The 17,743-nt window shown below is 67.3% G+C and carries 12 protein-coding genes; 2 read left to right on the top strand and 10 right to left on the bottom strand.

Annotated features, from left to right (window positions below):
• The first annotated feature begins 64 nt into the window (after window positions 1–64).
• On the top strand, window positions 65–838 hold the full coding sequence (locus EYF70_RS10035) for a MipA/OmpV family protein (RefSeq protein WP_165497610.1): 774 nt from the start codon (window positions 65–67) through the stop codon (window positions 836–838).
• A 219-nt stretch (window positions 839–1,057) separates the two neighbouring features.
• On the opposite strand, the gene EYF70_RS10030 is transcribed toward EYF70_RS10035, so the two are convergent.
• From EYF70_RS10030 to EYF70_RS09990, 9 genes are all read right to left on the bottom strand, one after another.
• On the bottom strand, window positions 1,058–1,885 hold the full coding sequence (locus EYF70_RS10030; RefSeq protein ID WP_131145267.1) for an aldo/keto reductase: 828 nt from the start codon (window positions 1,883–1,885) through the stop codon (window positions 1,058–1,060).
• 6 nt (window positions 1,886–1,891) lie between these two features.
• On the bottom strand, window positions 1,892–3,883 hold the full coding sequence (locus EYF70_RS10025) for an OPT family oligopeptide transporter (RefSeq protein WP_131145266.1): 1,992 nt from the start codon (window positions 3,881–3,883) through the stop codon (window positions 1,892–1,894).
• Window positions 3,884–4,209: 326 nt separating this feature from the next.
• Entirely contained in the window at window positions 4,210–4,746 is a 537-nt protein-coding gene (gene def / locus EYF70_RS10020) for a peptide deformylase (protein WP_131145265.1), read from the bottom strand.
• Window positions 4,743–5,627, bottom strand: coding sequence for a UTP--glucose-1-phosphate uridylyltransferase GalU (gene galU / locus EYF70_RS10015; RefSeq protein ID WP_131145264.1), 885 nt, complete (start codon window positions 5,625–5,627; stop codon window positions 4,743–4,745). The genes def and galU overlap by 4 nt, the downstream gene beginning before the upstream one ends.
• Before the next feature lie 32 nt (window positions 5,628–5,659).
• Window positions 5,660–8,005, bottom strand: a complete 2,346-nt coding sequence (ligA, locus tag EYF70_RS10010) for an NAD-dependent DNA ligase LigA (protein ID WP_131145263.1) — start codon at window positions 8,003–8,005, stop codon at window positions 5,660–5,662.
• A gap of 15 nt (window positions 8,006–8,020) precedes the next feature.
• Window positions 8,021–9,475, bottom strand: coding sequence for a cell division protein ZipA C-terminal FtsZ-binding domain-containing protein (locus tag EYF70_RS10005; protein ID WP_131145262.1), 1,455 nt, complete (start codon window positions 9,473–9,475; stop codon window positions 8,021–8,023).
• Complete coding sequence (gene smc / locus EYF70_RS10000; protein WP_131145261.1) at window positions 9,472–13,011, bottom strand: chromosome segregation protein SMC; 3,540 nt, start codon at window positions 13,009–13,011, stop codon at window positions 9,472–9,474. Before smc ends, EYF70_RS10005 begins: the two co-directional genes overlap by 4 nt.
• Window positions 13,012–13,139: 128 nt before the next feature.
• The gene (locus tag EYF70_RS09995) at window positions 13,140–13,787 is read right to left on the bottom strand and encodes a phosphatase PAP2 family protein (RefSeq protein ID WP_131145260.1); all 648 of its coding nucleotides are present in this window, start codon (window positions 13,785–13,787) and stop codon (window positions 13,140–13,142) included.
• 276 nt (window positions 13,788–14,063) lie between these two features.
• Window positions 14,064–16,241: a DUF1631 family protein gene (locus EYF70_RS09990; protein WP_229420792.1), complete on the bottom strand. Its 2,178-nt coding sequence runs from the start codon at window positions 16,239–16,241 to the stop codon at window positions 14,064–14,066.
• A 328-nt stretch (window positions 16,242–16,569) separates the two neighbouring features.
• On the opposite strand from EYF70_RS09990, the gene EYF70_RS09985 reads away from it, so the two are divergent.
• Window positions 16,570–16,755, top strand: a complete 186-nt coding sequence (locus tag EYF70_RS09985; protein WP_131145259.1) for a hypothetical protein — start codon at window positions 16,570–16,572, stop codon at window positions 16,753–16,755.
• A 216-nt stretch (window positions 16,756–16,971) separates the two neighbouring features.
• On the opposite strand, the gene EYF70_RS09980 is transcribed toward EYF70_RS09985, so the two are convergent.
• Window positions 16,972–17,532 carry an ATP-dependent Clp protease proteolytic subunit gene (locus tag EYF70_RS09980; protein WP_131145258.1) on the bottom strand — a complete coding sequence of 187 codons (561 nt, stop codon included), beginning with the start codon at window positions 17,530–17,532 and terminating at the stop codon, window positions 16,972–16,974.
• Window positions 17,533–17,743: the final 211 nt, after the last annotated feature.

The raw sequence follows: 17,743 nt of genomic DNA, 5'->3' as shown, positions 1-17,743 counted from the left end.
GGGCTCAGGTTGCCTTCATGCGGCGGCCCGACACTGGGCGCTCCAACAAACTGACGGAAACGCGATGAACAAGAACAGCCTGACCGCCCTCCTGCTGCTGGCCGCCGCCGGCTTCGTCCACGCCGAGGGCAACGTGTTGACACTCGGTGCGGGCATCGCCGGCGCGCCCCGCTATTCCGGTGCCGACGACTACGCGATCGGGCCGCTGCTGGCCATCGACTGGCAGTTCGCCAACGGCTTCTACGCCAGTTCGCTGCGCGGCATCGGCTACGGCCGCGCCGTCGGCCCCGTCTACCTGTCGGCGGCGCTGGGCTACCGGGGAGAACGGTCGGAAAAGAACCGGGACGGGATCGGCGGTGCCAGCGGCAGCACGGCGCTGCGCGGCATGGGCGACGTGAAGGGCGGCGCCACCGCCGTGTTCGGCGCCAGCTGGGAAATCGTCGACGGGCTCGTGCTGGAGTTCAGCGCCGAGCAGCCCCTCGGCAAACGCCGCAACGGCCGCACCGCCGGCATCGGGCTGACCGGCACGCTGTACCAGCAAGGCAAGGACCATGTCACCCTGAGCCTGGCCGCCAATGCCGGCGACCGCGACTACATGCAGACTTATTATGGCGTGACTGCCGCGCAGTCGGCGCGCTCCGGCTACCGGCAATACCGGCCGAAAGCGGGCCTGTACGAGGTCGAGCTGGGCATGACGTGGCGGCACATGATCGATATACGGTGGGCCGTGACGGGCACGCTGGGCGCCGTGAGCCTGACGCGCGACGCCGCCAACAGCCCGATCACCCGGCGCTCGCGTTCCGGCACCGGTGCGCTCTATGTGACCTACAGCTTCTGAGCCGGCCAGCGGCGGCACCAGGCAAAAACGGTGACAGTCACCATTTATCGATGCTGTTGAGATGATCGGTACTTGGCAGATCGAAAGCGCATGCATTCACCCCAACAGCGAAGGGCTGGGGTCAGACCCGGCGGGTCTGACCCCGGCATTTGCACTTGGGGTGAATGCGAGCAATACCAACTACTCTTCAGACGCCAAACCGATGGTCTGTCACCGCTCTTAGAGCACATCCAGTGGCACGGCGCGCGAGGGTGGCGGGAAGGCGGCATCCAGCATGGCCAGATCCTCCGCCGACAGCTCGATATCCAGCGCGGCGCGGTTGGCGCGCACGTGGTCGGGCTGCACGGCTTTCGGGATGGCGGTGACGCCCTGCGCGAACAGCCAGGCCAGGGCGATTTGCGCCGGCGTGGCGCCATGGCGGTCGGCAACCTGCCGCAGGGCCGGGACCGAGAACAGCCGCTGCTGTTCGCGCCGGTCCGATTCCAGCGGCGAATACGCCATCACGGGAATGCCGTGCCGGCGGCACCATGGCAGCAGGTCGAACTCGATGCCGCGCCGGCGCAGGTTGTACATCACCTGGTTGGCGGCGAGCGCGCTGCCGCCCGGGACGCCGAGGGCCTCTTCCATGTCCGCCGTGTCGAAATTGCTGACGCCGTAGGCCAGGATCTTGCCGGCCGCGCGCAGCTTTTCGAAACCTTCCAGGGTTTCGGCCAGCGGCACGCCGCCGCGCCAGTGCAGCAGGTACAGGTCGATGCGGTCGGTACCCAGCCGCGCCAGGCTGCGCTCGCAGGCGCGCTGCACCTCGGTGCGCCCGGCGTTGTGCGGATAGACCTTGCTGACGAGCGTGACACTGTCGCGCCGGCCGGCGATCGCCGCGCCCACCACGCGCTCGGCGCCGCCTTCGCCATACATTTCGGCGGTGTCGATCAGGGTGATGCCGAGGTCCACGCCCAGTTGCAGGGCGCGCACCTCGTCGTCCTGGCGGGCCGGGTCTTCACCCATGTACCAGGTACCCTGCCCCAGCCGGTGGCCCGCGACGGGATTCATCGGCCGTTACCCGTCGATGCGGCGCGCCGAGTTGGCGGCCCAGCGGTACAGGCTCACCAGGATGGCGGCGCCGATGACCAGCGCGATCAGCATGCCGGTCGATTCGTCGACACCCGCGCCGAGCGCCAGCGGATCGCCCTTGCCCGACAGGACGATCATGGCGGCCAGCGCCACGTTGAACAGGCTCTCGCCGACGATGAAGCCGGACATCACGAGCACGCCGACGCGCGAGGCGGCTTCGCCATAGGTCTTGCCGCGCAGGGATTTCTCGAAGTAGTAGCCAGCCACCGCGCCCACCACCACGGGCGCCGTCACGGCCGACGGCAGATACACCGCCAGGCCCACGCCCAGCGGCGGCAGGCTGTATTTGCCGTGGCTGGATTTCTTCAGCGTGAAGTCGATGGCCACCAGCACCAGGCCCAGCACGGCGCCCCAGCCGATCAGGTGCCACGGCAGGTCGCCTCCGATCACGCCACGCGCCAGCGTGGAGATCAGGGTCGCCTGCGGCGCGGCCAGCGGCTGGTCGGAAATGGCGTTCTGGTTCGGTGCGCCGGCAAAGCCGTACGCATGGTTCAGCAGGTCCAGCACCGGCGGCACCACGCAGGAGCCGGCGAACACGCCGATGATCAGCGCGACCTGCTGTTTCCACGGCGTGGCGCCGACCAGTTGGCCGGTCTTCAGGTCTTGCAGGTTGTCGTTGCCGATCACGGCCACCGCCAGCACGACGGTGGTGACGAACAGCGCGAAGGCGATCAGCGCGTGCGTGGTGTCCGGGCCCATCACGTCGCGGGCGACGAAGCCGATCGACGTGGCGGCGCCCAGGATGGTCAGGATCGCGATGCCGGACACCGGCGAGTTCGACGAACCGATCAGGCCCGCCATGTAGCCGCACACGGCGGCGGCCAGCAGGCCGGCGACCAGGATGTAGCCGATGCCGACGATGACCAGCGGCGTGGCGATCGATGCCAGCACGCCGCCCTTCAGGAAGGCCGACAGCAGCCAGCCGGCCGGCACCATGGCGATCAGCGTGATCAGGCCGACGATGAAGATCGGCATGTCGCGTTCCACGCGCGGCACCTCGGCGCCGCCGTGCTTGGCCGCTTTGGATGCGTCCAGCGCCGACTTCAGCCCGCCGAACACGGGCTTGGCCAGCGTGGCCAGCGTGACGATCGCCGCCGCGCCGATGGTACCCGCGCCCATCATGCGCACCTGCGTGCTCCACACGCCCAGCGCATGGTCGGCCACCGAGGCGCCGGCGGCCATCGGCGTGGCCGACGTCAGGATCGGTACCAGGATGCCCCAGGCGATGACGAGGCCGGTCAGCATCGCGATGCCGACCGTGATGCCCATCAGGTGGCCCGCGCCGATCAGTGCCAGCGAGGTCGAAGCACCCAGGCCGGTCGCGCCGGAGCCGGCGCCGAAGCGGAAGTAATGGGCCACCTCATGCGATATCAGCTTGGCGCCGGCCAGGGCGCCGAACAGCGCCGAGGTCACCGTCCCCAGCACCACGGCCTTCAGGCCGGCCTTGCCTTCCTGGGCACCGGCGCGCGACTGCGTGCCCACCTTCAGCACTTCGGCCGCGGCCACGCCTTCCGGGTACGGCAGCTTCGACTGGGACACCAGCGCGCGGCGCAGGGGGATCGTGTACATCACGCCCAGCACGCCGCCGATCGCACAGGCACCGAAGGTGGGCCAGAACGGGATCTCGGCCCACCAGCCGATCATCAGCAGGCCGGGCAGCACGAAGATCACCGAGGCCAGCGTGCCGGCGGCGGAGGCGATCGTCTGCACGATATTGTTTTCCTGGATCGTTGCATCCTTGAAGGCGGACAGCAGCGCCATCGAAATGACGGCGGCGGGGATCGAGGTGGCGAAGGTCAGGCCGACTTTCAGGCCGAGGTAGACTTGCGCGGCCGTGAAGACCAGCGTGATGAGGATGCCGAGGAGGATGCCCCGGATGGAAAATTCGAGTGGATTGGACGAAGAGGGTTGGCTCATCCTGGTTTCTCCCGGTAGCCCGGATTTTTGATCCAGGATTTGTTATTGGGTGCTTGGTTTTGTACCTTGCATGCCTTGTGTACCGAATGCTGGGCGGGATATTACGACAGATTTACCGCTGCGCCAATGATCGTTGGCGCATATTGAAATGCAGTGCTTACCGGCACATGGATTCGAGAGAACCGATGTCCGACACCTTTTTCGGATGAAGCCCGAAAAAAGTGTCGGACACCAGGCATGCGGCCGGCACTGGAAGCATCTGGTGTCAGACAGTGTCTTCCGGTGCCGCATCCGGATGACGGTGTCCGGCACCGGTTTTCGCTCGCTCAGTCGTCGTCGTTCGGATCGAGCTCCGGGAACATCACGCTGGTGAAGCCGAATTTCGAGAAATCGACGATGCGTGCCGGGTACAGGATGCCGTGCAGGTGATCGACCTCGTGCTGCACCACGCGGGCATGGAAGCCGTCGGCGTCGCGTGAAATCTGCTTGCCGTGCTGGTCGAAGCCTTCGTAGTGCAGCCGCGTATAGCGCGGCACGCTGCCACGCAGGCCGGGAACGGACAGGCAGCCTTCGAAGCCCTCTTCCATCGCGTCGGACAGCGGCACGAGCACGGGATTGATCAGCACCGTTTCCGGCACCTGCGGCGCGTCCGGGTAGCGCGCGTTCGACTTGAAGCCGAAGATCACCACCTGCAGGTTGACGCCGATCTGCGGCGCGGCCAGGCCGGCGCCGTTGGCCGCATGCATGGTATCGAACATGTCGGCGATCAGCGCGTGCAGCGCCGGCGTATCGAAGTCGCGCACCGGGTCGGCCTGGCGCAGCAGGCGCGGGTCGCCCATCTTGAGGATGTCGCGGACGGTCACATGGCCTCCCGTGCCTGCGCCACGAATTCGGCGAATTCGGCGCCTGTTTCGGGGTGCTTCAGGCCCATCGCCACGGTGGCCTTCAGGTAGCCGAGCTTCGAGCCGCAATCGTAGCGCTGGCCTTCGTAGCGGTAGGCCAGCACGCGTTCGTGCCGCAACAGTGCGGCGATGCCGTCCGTCAGCTGGATTTCGCCGCCGGCGCCCTTGCCCACCTGTTCGAGGAATTCGAAGATGCGTGCCGACAGCACGTAGCGGCCGACCACGGCCAGCGTGGACGGCGCCTTGTCCGGCATGGGTTTCTCGACGATGCCGGAGACCAGCTCCAGCCGGTCGCGATACGGCGACGCGCTGACGATGCCGTACTGCCGCGTATTCTCGCGCGGGACTTCCTGCACCGCCAGCAGGCTGGCCCGCTCGAAGTCGTAGCGCTCGGTCATCTGCGCCAGCACGGGGCGGATGCCGTCCGGCGTATCCATGAAGTCGTCGGCCAGCAGCACCGCGAACGGATCGTTGCCGACCACCGGCCGGGCGCACAGCACCGCGTGGCCCAGGCCCAGCGGCGCCGACTGGCGGATATAGATGCAGTTGACGTTCTTCGGGATCACGTTCTGCACCAGCTCCAGCAGGTGCCGCTTCTGGGCCGCCTCCAGTTCCGCTTCCAGCTCGTACGCCGTGTCGAAATGATCCTCGATGGCCCGCTTGTTGCGGCCGGTGATGAACACCAGGTCCGTGATGCCGGCCGCCACGGCTTCCTCCACCGCATACTGGATCAGCGGCTTGTCGACGATCGGCAGCATTTCCTTCGGCTGCGCCTTGGTGGCGGGCAGGAACCGGCTGCCGAGGCCGGCAACGGGGAAAACGGCTTTGCGGATATGGTTCATCTGTGGTTCTCGTGTAGGTGTCGATGCTGCCGTTATTTGCCCAGCAGCGCCAGCAGGCCCGCTTCGTCCAGGATCGTGACGCCCAGTTCCTCGGCCTTCGCCAGCTTGCTGCCCGCTTCCGCGCCGGCCACCACGTAGGTGGTCTTCTTCGACACGGAACCGGAGACCTTGCCACCCGCCGCTTCGATCATGGCGCCGGCGGCGTCGCGCGACAGCGTGGGCAGCGTGCCGGTGAGGACGAATGTCTTGCCCGCCATCGGGCCTTCGTAGCCGGCCGCCGCCGCTTCCGGCAGTTGCGCCAGCAGTTCGGCGCGCAGCGCGGACAGCGCCATCAGCTGGTCCCGGTTGGCCGGCACCGCCATCCACTCTTCCAGCGACGCGGCGACGGCGGCCGGCAAGCCGAACACGGTGAACACCTTCAGGAACGCCAGCGATTCCAGCGTGCGGCCATCGGCCAGCAGCTGCCTCGCCCGCGGCTCCGTCAGTTTCGGGATGCCCAGCGCGGCCAGCAGCGCCACTTCGTCGAGCTTGTCGCGCAGCTGCGCCTTCGGGGCATGCTCGCCCTGCGGCGCCACGCCGGCGGCCAGCAGCGCGTCGATGGCCTGCTGGTTCTTTTCCTCGGCGAAGAAGTCGGCGATCGATTCGGCCACGGTGCCGCCGATGTCCGGCAGTACGCGCAGCAGCGCGGCCGGGGCGCGGCGCACCAGTTCGAACTTGCCGAGCCAGTCGGCCAGCGTCTTGCCGGTCGATTCGCCCACGTGGCGGATGCCCAGCGCGAACAGCAGCCGTTCCAGCGGCGGTTGCTTGCTCGCTTCGATGGCGGCCAGCAGGTTGTCCGCCCACTTGGTGGCCACTTTGCCCTGCTTGACGGTTTCCGGCGTGGTGCCGTCGCGTTCATCGGCGGCCAGCTTCATGCGCAGCAGGTCGTCCAGCGTAAGCCGGTACAGGTCGGCCACGCCGTGCACCAGGTTGCACTCGACCAGGCTGTCGATGTAGCGGTCGCCCAGGCCTTCGATATCCATCATGCGGCGGCCGGCGAAGTGGCGGATCGCCTCCTTGCGCTGCGCGGCGCAGGTCAGCCCGCCCGAGCAGCGCGCCACGGCCTCGCCTTCCTCGCGCACCACGTGCGAGCCGCAGACGGGGCAGGTGTTGGGCAGCACGTACGCCGCCGGCTCGGGCGTGGGGCGCTTGTCGAGCACCACGGCAAGCACCTCGGGGATCACGTCGCCGGCGCGCCGCACGATGACGGTATCGCCCACCCGTACGTCCTTGCGGCGCACTTCATCCTCGTTGTGCAGCGTGGCGTTGGTGACGGTCACGCCGCCGACGAACACGGGTACCAGGCGGGCGACCGGCGTGATGGCGCCGGTGCGGCCCACCTGCACTTCGATCGCCTGCACCGTGGTCAGGGCTTCCTCGGCCGCGAACTTGTGCGCCAGCGCGAAACGGGGCGCGCGCGAACGGAATCCCAGCGTGCGCTGGTCTTCCACGCGGTTGACCTTGTAGACCACGCCATCGATCTCGTATGGCATGGCCGGGCGCGCCTTGCCGACCCGCGCATAGAAGGCCAGCAAGCCATCCTTGCCCTGCACCACTTCGCGCTCCTGCGCCACCGGCAGGCCCAGGTCGGCATACCAGTCCAGCAGCCCCGCGTGCGTTTCCGGCATGTCCATGCCGACCAGTTCACCGATGCCGTAGGCGAAGAAGCGCAGCTTGCGCTGCGCCGTGATGCGCGAATCGAGCTGGCGCAGCGCACCGGCGGCGGCATTGCGGGGATTGACGAATTCCTTCTGGCCGGCCGCGCGCTGCCGCTCGTTCATGGCCGCGAAATCGGCCTTGAACATCAGCACCTCGCCGCGCACTTCCAGCACTTCGGGCAGCCCGTCGCCCCGCAGGCGCAGCGGAATGGCCTTGATGGTGCGGATATTGGCCGACACGTCCTCGCCCGTGTAGCCATCGCCGCGCGTGGCCGCCTGCACGAACACGCCGTTCTCGTAGCGCAGGTTGACGGCCAGGCCGTCGAACTTCAGCTCGGCAGCATAGTCCACCTGCGCCGCATCGAGCCCCTCGCGCACGCGGCGGTCGAAGTTCTCGATATCCTCGTCCGTGAAGCCATTGTTCAGCGACAGCATCGGCACCGCGTGCGTGACGGCGGCGAACTGCCCCAGCGGCGGCGCGCCGACCCGCTGGGTGGGCGAATCGGGCAGCGCCAGTTCAGGGTGTTCCTGTTCGAGGCGCTGCAGCTCGGCGAACAGCTTGTCGTACTCGGCGTCCGGAATGGTGGGCGCGTCGAGCACGTGGTAGGCGTGCAGGTGCCGGTTCAGTTCCGCCGTCAGCCATGCGGCCCGTGCGGCGGGGCTATCGAGGTCTTTGCTCATTGCCGGTCAAATCAATCAGTTAAACAGCCGCAATGCGCGCGTGGACCCGGCGGGAATGTCGGAAGCTTCCATGTCGGCATAGAATTCCTTCACCTGGCCAGCGATTTCGGCGATCGACGCATCGGACAGCGGCTGGTTGTAGTCGTCGACGATGATGGCATCCAGGCGCTGCACCAGCGACTTGGCGCAGGCGATCATGGCGCCGAAGCCGTCGCGCGCCGGGGCCACGCAGGGCACGTCCAGCAGCAGCGTCAGGCGGCCGGTGGTTTCCTCGGCCGGCGAGACGTTGGTGGACAGCGTGAACAGCTGGCCGCCTTCGCCGTCCGACATCACGAACCGGCCGTCCGGGCGCAGGTCGAAGCCCTGCTTTTCCAGCGCGCCGACCAGCGTGGTCACATCCCACGGCGCGCCGTTGGCGGCCAGGTTGACGCCCAGCTGGGCATCGTGGGCGGCCACGAAGCGGTGCAGGTTGCGCGCCTCGGCCATCACTTCCATCATGTCGGGGATCTGCGGCTCGGCGCCGATCTCGTCGGACATGGTGCGCAGGCGCGTCACCAGCTCGGAATATTCCAGTTCGTTCAGGGCCGTGGTGCGGCTGGCCAGCTGCACGCCGCCCTGCAGCTTGGTGTACACGGTGCCGTAGCGGATCGGTTCCCAGTCGCCGGACACCGCCAGGCCCACGTAGTGCACCGGCTTGTTGCCGACCAGGCGCAGCTTCTGCAGCACCGGCAGCAGCTTCTCGCCGCGCAGCGGTGCGGCCATCTCCAGCGGGAGCAGGCAGTCGATCAGCGGATCGACCAGCGCCGTGGCCAGTTCGGACGGCGGCACGGCCGCGTCGGCGCTGCGCACCGGTACCGCGGGCTCGATTGCCGGCGTTGCAGCATGTGTAGGAGCGGGAGTAGGAGGAGCGGGAGCGGGAGCTGCCGCCGGAGCGGCAGTCGAAGCAGGAGCGGCAGTCGAAGCAGGAGCGGCGGAAGCGGCTGGCGCCACCGGGGCGGCGGGGGCGACAGGGGCCACCGGCTCGGCAACGCCGGCAGGCACGTCGACCGATGGCTCGAGGCGCTGCACGTCGTCCGCGACGACGCTCGGCGCCACCGTGTCTTCGTGCGGCGGCCTGCCGTAGGCGCCGGAGCCGGCGTCGACCATCGGCAGGTCGCCCAGCGTGAAGCTCGGTTCCGCGCGCGCCGTCACTGGAGAATGAGCCGGAGCATGAGCGGGTGCATGCGTCGGCCCGTGAGCCGGCGCATCGTCATGGGTATGGAGCGGCGCATGCGCGGCATCCAGCGCGGGGTCGATGGCGCCCGCATCGAAGGCCGGTTCCTCGGCGCGCATCAGCACGTCGTCGTGCTCGGACGCGAAGGCCCGCTCGACGCTCTTCTTGGCCTTGTGCTCCTGCCACTTGTTGTAGATGAATACGCCGGCGACGAACACGCCGGCGGCTGCGATCAAACTGGTCTGAAAATCTGTCATGCTGCTTGTGCCTCGGTAGCGAAATTGGCGGCGGCTTCCATATCCACCGCCACGATGCGCGATACGCCCTGCTCCTGCATCGTCACACCGATCAGTTGAGTGGCCATCTCCATCGCGATCTTGTTGTGCGAGATGAAGAGGAATTGGGTCTGGTCGGACATCCGTTTCACCATCCTGCAGAAACGTTCCGTATTGGCGTCGTCCAGCGGTGCATCGACTTCGTCGAGCAGGCAGAACGGTGCCGGGTTCAGCCGGAACATGGAAAACACGAGGGCCGTCGCCGTCAGCGCCTTCTCGCCGCCGGACAGCAGGTGGATCGTCGCATTCTTCTTGCCCGGCGGTTGCGCCATCACCTGCACGCCGGAGTCGAGGATCTCGTCGCCCGTCATGATCAGTTTAGCCTGTCCGCCGCCGAACAGGATCGGGAACAGTTCGGAAAAGTGTCCGTTGACGCGGTCGAAGGTTTCCTGCAACAGGTCGCGGGTTTCCTTGTCGATCTTCTGGATCGCATCTTCCAGCGTGCCGATCGCTTCCAGCAGGTCGCCGTTCTGCGCATCCAGGTAATTCTTGCGCTCGGAAGCCTGGGCCAGTTCGTCCAGCGCGGCCAGGTTCACGGCGCCCAGCGCGGCGATGGCATTGGTCAGGCGCGTGACTTCGGCCTGCAGGTACTGCGCCTTCATGTCCGGCTGCAGTTTCGCGGCGAGCGCCTGCTCGTCGGCCTGGGCTTCGGCCAGCTGCTGGGCGAACTGCTCCTGGTTCAGCCGCGCCGCCTGTTCCTTCAGCTGCATTTCCATGATGCGGTCGCGCTGCGGCTGCAGGCTCCGCTCGCCGGACATGCGCGCCTCTTCGGCGTGGCGCAGCTGCTGGCTGATCTGGTCCAGTTCGTGGCGCGCATCGGCCAGCGCGCGTTCCTGCTGGGTGCGGCGGTCGAGCAGTTCCTGCAAGCCTTCCTGCGCGGTGCCGGACACCAGGCCGGCCAGTTCCAGCTCGCCGGCGCGCAGGCTTTCGGCCACCTGGGCGGCCTGCGTGGTGGCGGTGGCGATGCTGCGGCGCAGTTCGTCGATGCGGTTGCGCGCGGATTTTTCGGCGAACTCCGCTTCCTGGGCGCGCCGCTCCAGGTCGCGCAGCGCCTCGCGCGCATCGGCCAGCCGGCCCTCGATGCGCAGGAAGCCTTCCTGCCCCTCCTCGTGCGCGCCCTGCAGTTCGGCCAGCTCCATGTCGAGCTGTTCGAACTTTTCTTCCGATTCCAGCCGGGCCTGCGCCTGCTCGGCTTCCTGCGCGGCGATTTCGGCGAGGTCGCCCTCGATCTGCGTGCTGCGCTGGGCGAAGCGGGCCTCGATCTCGGACAGCTTGACCACGTCCAGCTGCACCGCATGCACGGACGAGGTCAGCGAGGCGTTCTTCTGCCGCAGCTCGGCCAGCAGGCGCGCGTGGTTCGTCACCGCCGCCTCGGCCCGCGCCGCGCGAGTACGTGCTTCCTCGGCCAGCAGTGCCTGCGCGCGCAGCTGCTTGCCGATGTTGTCGATCTCCTGCTGGCGGCCCAGCATGCCTTCCTGCTCCGAATCGGCGGCGTGGAAGCGCACGCTCGACTGCGTGATGACGTGGCCCTGGCGCGTGACGAAGCAGGCGCCGGCCGGCAGGTGCGCGCGTTGCGAGAACGCCTGGGCGGTATCCTCGGCCACGAAGACATGGTGCAGCCAGTCCTGCAGCACGCCGCGCAGGCCGGGATCGTTCAGCTTCAGCAGATCGAGCAGCGGCTTGAAGCCCACCGGCGCGGCAGCGGCCGGCGCGGTGGTGACGGGCGCAACGATGGACGCTGAGTACAATGCCAGCTTCGCCGGCGGCACGTCGCCCATGAAGTGTTTCGCCCAGTCCAGGTTCGACACCTGCAGCGCGCCGGTGCGTTCGCGCAGCACCGATTCCACGGCCGCTTCCCAGCCCGGCTCGATGGCCAGCTGCTGCCACAGGCGCGGCAACTCGTCCAGGCCGTGCTTCTTCAGCCAGGGCACGACCTTGCCCTGCGTCTGCACCCGCTCCTGCAACTGGCGCAGGGCGTTCAGCCGCGCTTCCAGCTGCGCGCTGGCCGCCGTTTCGGCCTGCACGGCCGCTTGCGCGGCGCGCCGTTCTTCTTCCAGGCGGGGCTGCTGCTCCAGCGCCTCTTCCAGCTGCATGCCCACTTCTTCCAGGGCCTGCTGTTTTTCCTCCAGCTGGTAGCGCAGGTTTTCCAGGTGCGCCGCATCGGGCATTGCCAGCCCGTTGCGTTCCTGCTGCAGCCGCTCGCGCCGCGTCGCCAGGCCGGAGAGGATGTTCGAGGCATTGCGCTGGTGCGCCGATTCCAGCTCCAGCTGCTGCTGCACCTGCATGATGCGGGCACGCGATTCGGTCGCCTTTTCCTGCCCGGCGCGCCACTCCGCTTCCAGCAGCGGCAGCAGTTCGGCCTTCTGCTCGGCCAGCATGCGCGATTCCTCGACCTTCGCGGCCAGTTCTTCCAGGTTGAATTCAGCTTCTTCCACCTGGCCGCGGTATTCCTCGGCCTGCTGCTGCCAGGTGTCGCGCTGCGCCGTCAACGTGCCGATCTGCTGCTGGAGCCGCGCGCGCGCTTCCACGACGTACTTGATCTGCGCCTCGAGGCTGCCGATGTCGGCATTGGTCTGGTACAGGGCGCCCTGCGCGGTGTGCAGGCGGTCGCCGACGGCGAAGTGGGCCTGCCGCATCTGTTCCAGCGTGAGTTCCACGTTGCGCAGCTGCGCGGTATCGCGTTCAAGGTCGGTCTGCGCCTGCAGCACGTCCGCGAACCAGCGCGCCTGCTCGGCCTGCGCCTCGTTGCGGCGCAGCAGCCACAGCAGCTTCTGCTTCTCGTCCTGTTCGGCCTGCAGTTGGTGGAAGCGGGTGGCGATGGCGGCCTGGCCTTCCAGCTTTTCCAGGTTGCCGGTCAGTTCGCGCAGGATGTCTTCCACGCGCAGCAGGTTGTCGCGCGTGTCGTGCAGGCGGTTTTCCGTTTCCCGGCGGCGTTCCTTGTACTTCGAGACGCCGGCGGCCTCCTCGAGGAACACGCGCAATTCTTCCGGCCGCGATTCGATGATGCGGGCGATCATGCCCTGACCGATGATGGCGTACGCGCGCGGCCCCAGGCCGGTACCGAGGAAAATGTCCTGGATATCGCGCCGGCGCACCGGCTGGCTGTTGATGTAGTAGGTGGACGTGCCGTCGCGCGTGAGCGTGCGCTTGACGGCGATCTCGGCATACTGGCCCCACTGGCCGGAAGCCTTGCCGTCGTGGTTGTCGAACACCAGTTCGACCGAGGCGCGGCCGGCCGGCTTGCGGTGCGTGGAACCGTTGAAGATCACGTCCTGCATCGATTCGCCGCGCAGCTCGGAGGCTTTCGATTCGCCCAGCACCCAGCGCACCGCGTCGATGATGTTCGACTTGCCGCAGCCGTTCGGTCCCACCACGCCTACCAGCTGCCCGGGCACCTGGAAATTGGTGGGATCGACGAACGACTTAAATCCCGACAATTTAATGGAAGATAGACGCACGAAGGAGAATGTACTTTGCCCGACTGTTGTTCGCCCGGCAGGCTGTTTGCAAAGGCGCCTATCATACCATCGCGCGCAACGGGTCTGGACAAAATCGCACTATTGCGCGCGAGGCACCAGCGCCGTGCCTAGATGGCTTGCCGCAGCTGGGGCAGGCGCACGCGGTGCGGCGCCAGCTTCCAGGTGCGCTTGGCCGGTTCGTTACCGGACAGCTGCATGGCCACCTCGCGCACCCACTGTTCGGCCGGCACCGGCTTCGTGAACGGCATCACGAGCACCAGCGGCACGCACAGCGCGACCAGGATGCGGCCGACGACGGCCGGCTGTTCACTGCGCGCGGTCAGGATGAACGCCGCGGCCACCGCGAGGCCCACCGCGCCGCCCAGCACCACCTCGGACATCGAATGGGCCAGCACAGGCACGCGGGAAAGGCTGATCAGCCCGGCCAGCAGCACGCCGGCCGCCAGCGCCGCGTGGCGAACCATCGGGCGCGCCTTCAGGAACATCAGGTAGAAGACCACGGGATAGACGGCGCAGGCGCGCATCGCATGGCCGGACAAACCGGCGAACTTCCACTCGGGGATACCGATGCCCCAGCCATACCAGGCGACCTTGGTGGCGACCACGAGCAGCATGCCGATGCCGAACAGCAGGCACCACGACAGCGACAGGCGCCACGTGCGGCCGGCCAGCAGCCACACGGCCACGGCGATGCCCAGCGGTCCCGTTACACTCATGCTGCCCAGCACCGACAGCGCCATCCACCACCACATCATGTTCGGTTCCTTGTCATCGCCTGCTTGTCGTTTGCACGGCTTGTCGTTTGCACTGCTTGCCGCCTGTACCGCTGGCCGGCCGCATCCCGCATGCACTGCGGATCATTGCCACATGGCAATTATAGCACCGCCCGCCATGCCTGGAAGGGAGCCGGCAGCGTAGTGACTCTACATTAAGTTCTTCTTAAACTTGCCTTTTTTGCCACGACAACGCGCGGTCCCGGTCATCCTGACGGGCCGCACCGCCGGCATTGCCGGCTGCGACAAGCATCCGCATCACGCGGCGACGGCAGGGTCGGTATCGGCATCGTTTACCGCCAGTGCCCGCGACAGCGCACGCACCACCACGCCTTCGGCCTGCAGCACCGTCGCCGTGCCGGCATTGAGCCGCTGTACCAGATCCTGTGCCGGCAGCGAAAACGCTTCTTGGCGCGTGCCGCTGGAAAAGATGTACAGCGAGCGCAGCGGGCTGATCCACGCGAGCTTGACCTTGCGCGACACGCCCTCCTCCGTAAAATCGAACCAGGTGCCGCGCGCCAGGCCGGCCAGTTCATCTTCCGGTGCTGTCCGGGCCACCCCGGCCGTTCGAGGCGCTTGCGCCGCGCGGGCAAGGCGGCGCTCCGCGGCCAGCTGCGTGGCCTGCACGGACAGCTCCAGGCGCCGCTCGGCCGGCATGTCCAGCGGCGCACGAACGATCGACGCATGGCAATCGGCCAGTTCGGCAAAGAAGCGCAGCCGGTCGGCATCCTGCCACTTGATGACGTCGAGCCAGCGGTTCAGCGTGGCGAGCAGGCCGGGAAGTTTCGCGATCAGCGCCTTGCGTTCCTCGGCCCCCAGCTTCGGCCGCACGCTCCACAGCAGGTCGTCCATCGCCTGCGTGGCGTGGCGCACGGCGCCGGGCTTGTCGTCGTCGATGCTGTAGGCCACGGTCAGCACGTCGGTCCACTTGTTTTCCAGGAAGGCCTCGACCACCGCCACCACCTCGCCGGTACCGACGCGCAGGGCCACCGCATCGCGCGCGGCGCGCCGCGCAGTCGCGGTCTTTTCCTGCTTCAGCGCGCTGGCCACCGGCACCGCGAGCGCCGCGGCGGCATCGGCCTCTTCCACTTTCAGTGCCGCTTCCAGCTCGCGCACGGCCTGGGCGAAGGCCGTGGTGGCCGCATCGCCGTCGCGGGCGGCCAGGTCGACACTGCGGCGCATGGCCTGGAACTGCCGGTCGTCGCGCCGCTCCGCGCCCGCCAGGCTGCGCTCCCAGCCCATGCGCGACAGCAGTTCGAGCAGGGTGCGGGCCGGATGTTCGGCCTGGAAGAAGAATTCCTTGTCCGCCAAGGCCGCCTTCAGCAGGGGCAGTTGCAGCAACTGGAGCAGCTCGCGGCTCTCCGGCGAAATCGCCTGATCGCCGGACACGGTCTCGAAGACGGCACCCAGCAGGTCGATCGTGCCTTCGTCGGCACGCGACAGCATGCCCCGTGGCGCTGCGCGCTTGAGCGACGCCAGCGGGACGGCGTTCGCGCCCTGCGCCGGCGGCATGCTTGCCAGCCATTCCAGCAGGCGGGGATCGAGCGCCGCCGCCTGGCCGCTGATTGCGCCACCTGTTAGCCCGCTTGCTTGCCCGCTTGTCTGTCCTCCGGTTTGCCCGCTTCCCCGCCCGCCTGGTTGCCCTGATGTTTGCGTGCTTGCCAGGCCGCCCTGTGGTGCCCCATCGGCGCCGGACTGCCCGAAAAATTCCCGCAGCTGGCTGGCCAGCCGGGCTTCGCGCCGGGCGTCATGCGCCTGCGCCTGGATGTCTTGCCGCGCCCATGGCCGGCGTACCGGCCCGGCGAGTACACCATGGCCATCCAGCGCGCGATCGACGGCGGCGTAGATACCGCCTAGGTCAAGGAAGCAGTCCGCCTGCAGCAGCGCCATGACGGCGGTCCCGCTGCCCTCTTCGCCATCGAAGCCGGCCCACGCCTGGTGCAGCGCGGCGATGAAGACCTCGGGCCGGAACGGATTGACACGCAGCGTGTGGCGCTCCAACAGGCGGGCCAGGCGGGCATTCAGCGTGGCGAGTGCATCGGCATGCGCCGCATCGAATGGCCTGGCCATGGCGGCAAAGGCGACGCGCTGGTCCATTTCCTCGTACGGCACGAGCGCCAGCGGCTGATCCGCTTCACGCGATGGACGCGGCTGCGGCGCCAGTTGCGCCAGCTCCTCGCGTAGTGCCCGTTCCAGCGCGCCGAGCACGAGCGGCAAGAGCGTTGCGTGGTCGCGCAGCAGGCTGGCGGCGCGAAGGCGGTCGCGCGGGTCCCCCGGCGGTTGGCACGGCTCCAGCAGGCGTGCCGCCAGCGCCGTGCAGAACGTGGCGAAACCAGCACGCACTTCCCGCAGCGCGATGCCGATCGCTTCTTCCAGCACGGCGTGCCGCGGGCTGACGGCCCTCGGTGGCATCGTGGAGCGGGTGGCAGTAGGCATGAACGCGGCGGGAACGTGGGAAATCCTCATTCTGCCACATACTTTCCACAAAGCAATAGCACGCTGGAAAGTATTGCCCAATTTGTGGCGCGCTCGTCCATGCTTTGATACGGCTGAGCTCGCAAGTCCTTGTATTGTCGAGTTTTATTCTCGTGCTACAAGGCCTTGTCCTACAGGGCTTGACGGTTAATTCCGATATCCGGGGGCTGATCAAAAACGCATCATTTCGCTACCGGAAACGCATCCGCGAATTGCGACGCATCAGTGCAAACGCTTTCGCCCATGCGCCTTCGGGCCGTGACCCCACTCCAATCGAAAGGAAAGCAAAATGGCCTCGAATCAGAAAAGCGGTGGCAACAAGCAGGGTTCTTCCTCTTCCGGCAGCTCGAAGCAGTCCGGCAACCAGGGCTCCCGTTCCGGTGGCACCCAGGGCGGCACGCCCGAGCAGCACGCCGAGGCTGGCCGTCAAAGCCACAAGAACGACGGCAAGAAGTCCAGCTCGCGCGGCAAGTAATATCGCGGCGAGTCATATCGCGCCGGCACGGCCGCTGCGCGGCCGGCATCCGCAACGGGATGCCTCACCATGAGAAGGGCTTGGAAGGGTAGCGCCATTCCAAGCTCTTTTCTCGTCCACTCCCAGCTCAGGCTAGGCTCAGGCAGGTTCACGCCCTCTTCTCGCCATCGTCTCGCCCGGTTCACGCCCTCTTCTTGCCCGAGCCCCGGAATACCGTCAGATGTTCGTGACGCGCTTGCCTTTCGGCGGGCGGAAATTGCGCACCTCGTTGATCAGCTTCACCTTCGCGGCATCGTGCGCGGTGAGGTGCAGGTCGGCGTGGGCATGCACGAGCCAGTGCTCGTCCGACAGCTGCACGTGCTGGCGCAGGATGGACTCGGTGCGCGCATCGTCGGCCTGCAAGCCTTCCACGATGATGCGCAGCGCATCGGGCCGGGCGCCGGAGGGCGCGCTGGCATGCGACTTGTGCACCATGAACCGCCCGGTTTCGCTGGCATAGCGCTCCTGCCCCGCCAGGAACAGGATCACCGCGATCGACGCCACCGCGCCACCGTTGTACATCACGATCCTGATCGGCAGGTTCGACAGGTAGTTGTACAGGCACAGGCCATCGCTGACATAGCCGCCGTTCGACTGCAGCAGGATGTGGGCAGTCTCCACGCCATCTTCCGTCATGTCCGCCACCGCTTCGAACACGCGGTGCACCATGTCGCTGTTGACGTCACCCGACAGCGTGAACCACGCCGCGCCATCCAGCTTTTGCTTATCCTCGCTCATGTTTTTTTACCCTCAAAGAACGCTGTTCGCCATTCTAGCCCACGGTCTTTTTTTGGGCCGCACGACCGGGCGCGGGTGGCGAGGATCGAAGTTGCACTTGATTACTAATGCCTGCAATGTAGAAAAATTGAACGCGTTCGCGCCGACACGGCGGTCATTGTGGTATTCGCGTCTCGCCACTGGAAGTTTTGCCGCAGAACAAGTCGTTAAC

Source organism: Pseudoduganella albidiflava (assembly GCF_004322755.1).
Lineage (GTDB): Bacteria > Pseudomonadota > Gammaproteobacteria > Burkholderiales > Burkholderiaceae_D > Rugamonas > Rugamonas albidiflava.
This window is presented reverse-complemented; position numbering and strand designations above follow the sequence as displayed.

Coding starts and splice junctions, on each gene's coding strand:
- EYF70_RS10030 (WP_131145267.1), bottom strand. CDS start 1,885: ATGAATCCCGTCGCGGGCCACCGGCTGGGGCAGGGTACCTGGTACATG.
- EYF70_RS10035 (WP_165497610.1), top strand. CDS start 65: ATGAACAAGAACAGCCTGACCGCCCTCCTGCTGCTGGCCGCCGCCGGC.
- EYF70_RS09985 (WP_131145259.1), top strand. CDS start 16,570: ATGGCCTCGAATCAGAAAAGCGGTGGCAACAAGCAGGGTTCTTCCTCT.
- EYF70_RS09980 (WP_131145258.1), bottom strand. CDS start 17,532: ATGAGCGAGGATAAGCAAAAGCTGGATGGCGCGGCGTGGTTCACGCTG.
- EYF70_RS10025 (WP_131145266.1), bottom strand. CDS start 3,883: ATGAGCCAACCCTCTTCGTCCAATCCACTCGAATTTTCCATCCGGGGC.
- EYF70_RS09990 (WP_229420792.1), bottom strand. CDS start 16,241: ATGCCTACTGCCACCCGCTCCACGATGCCACCGAGGGCCGTCAGCCCG.
- EYF70_RS09995 (WP_131145260.1), bottom strand. CDS start 13,787: ATGATGTGGTGGTGGATGGCGCTGTCGGTGCTGGGCAGCATGAGTGTA.
- galU (WP_131145264.1), bottom strand. CDS start 5,627: ATGAACCATATCCGCAAAGCCGTTTTCCCCGTTGCCGGCCTCGGCAGC.
- EYF70_RS10005 (WP_131145262.1), bottom strand. CDS start 9,475: ATGACAGATTTTCAGACCAGTTTGATCGCAGCCGCCGGCGTGTTCGTC.
- ligA (WP_131145263.1), bottom strand. CDS start 8,005: ATGAGCAAAGACCTCGATAGCCCCGCCGCACGGGCCGCATGGCTGACG.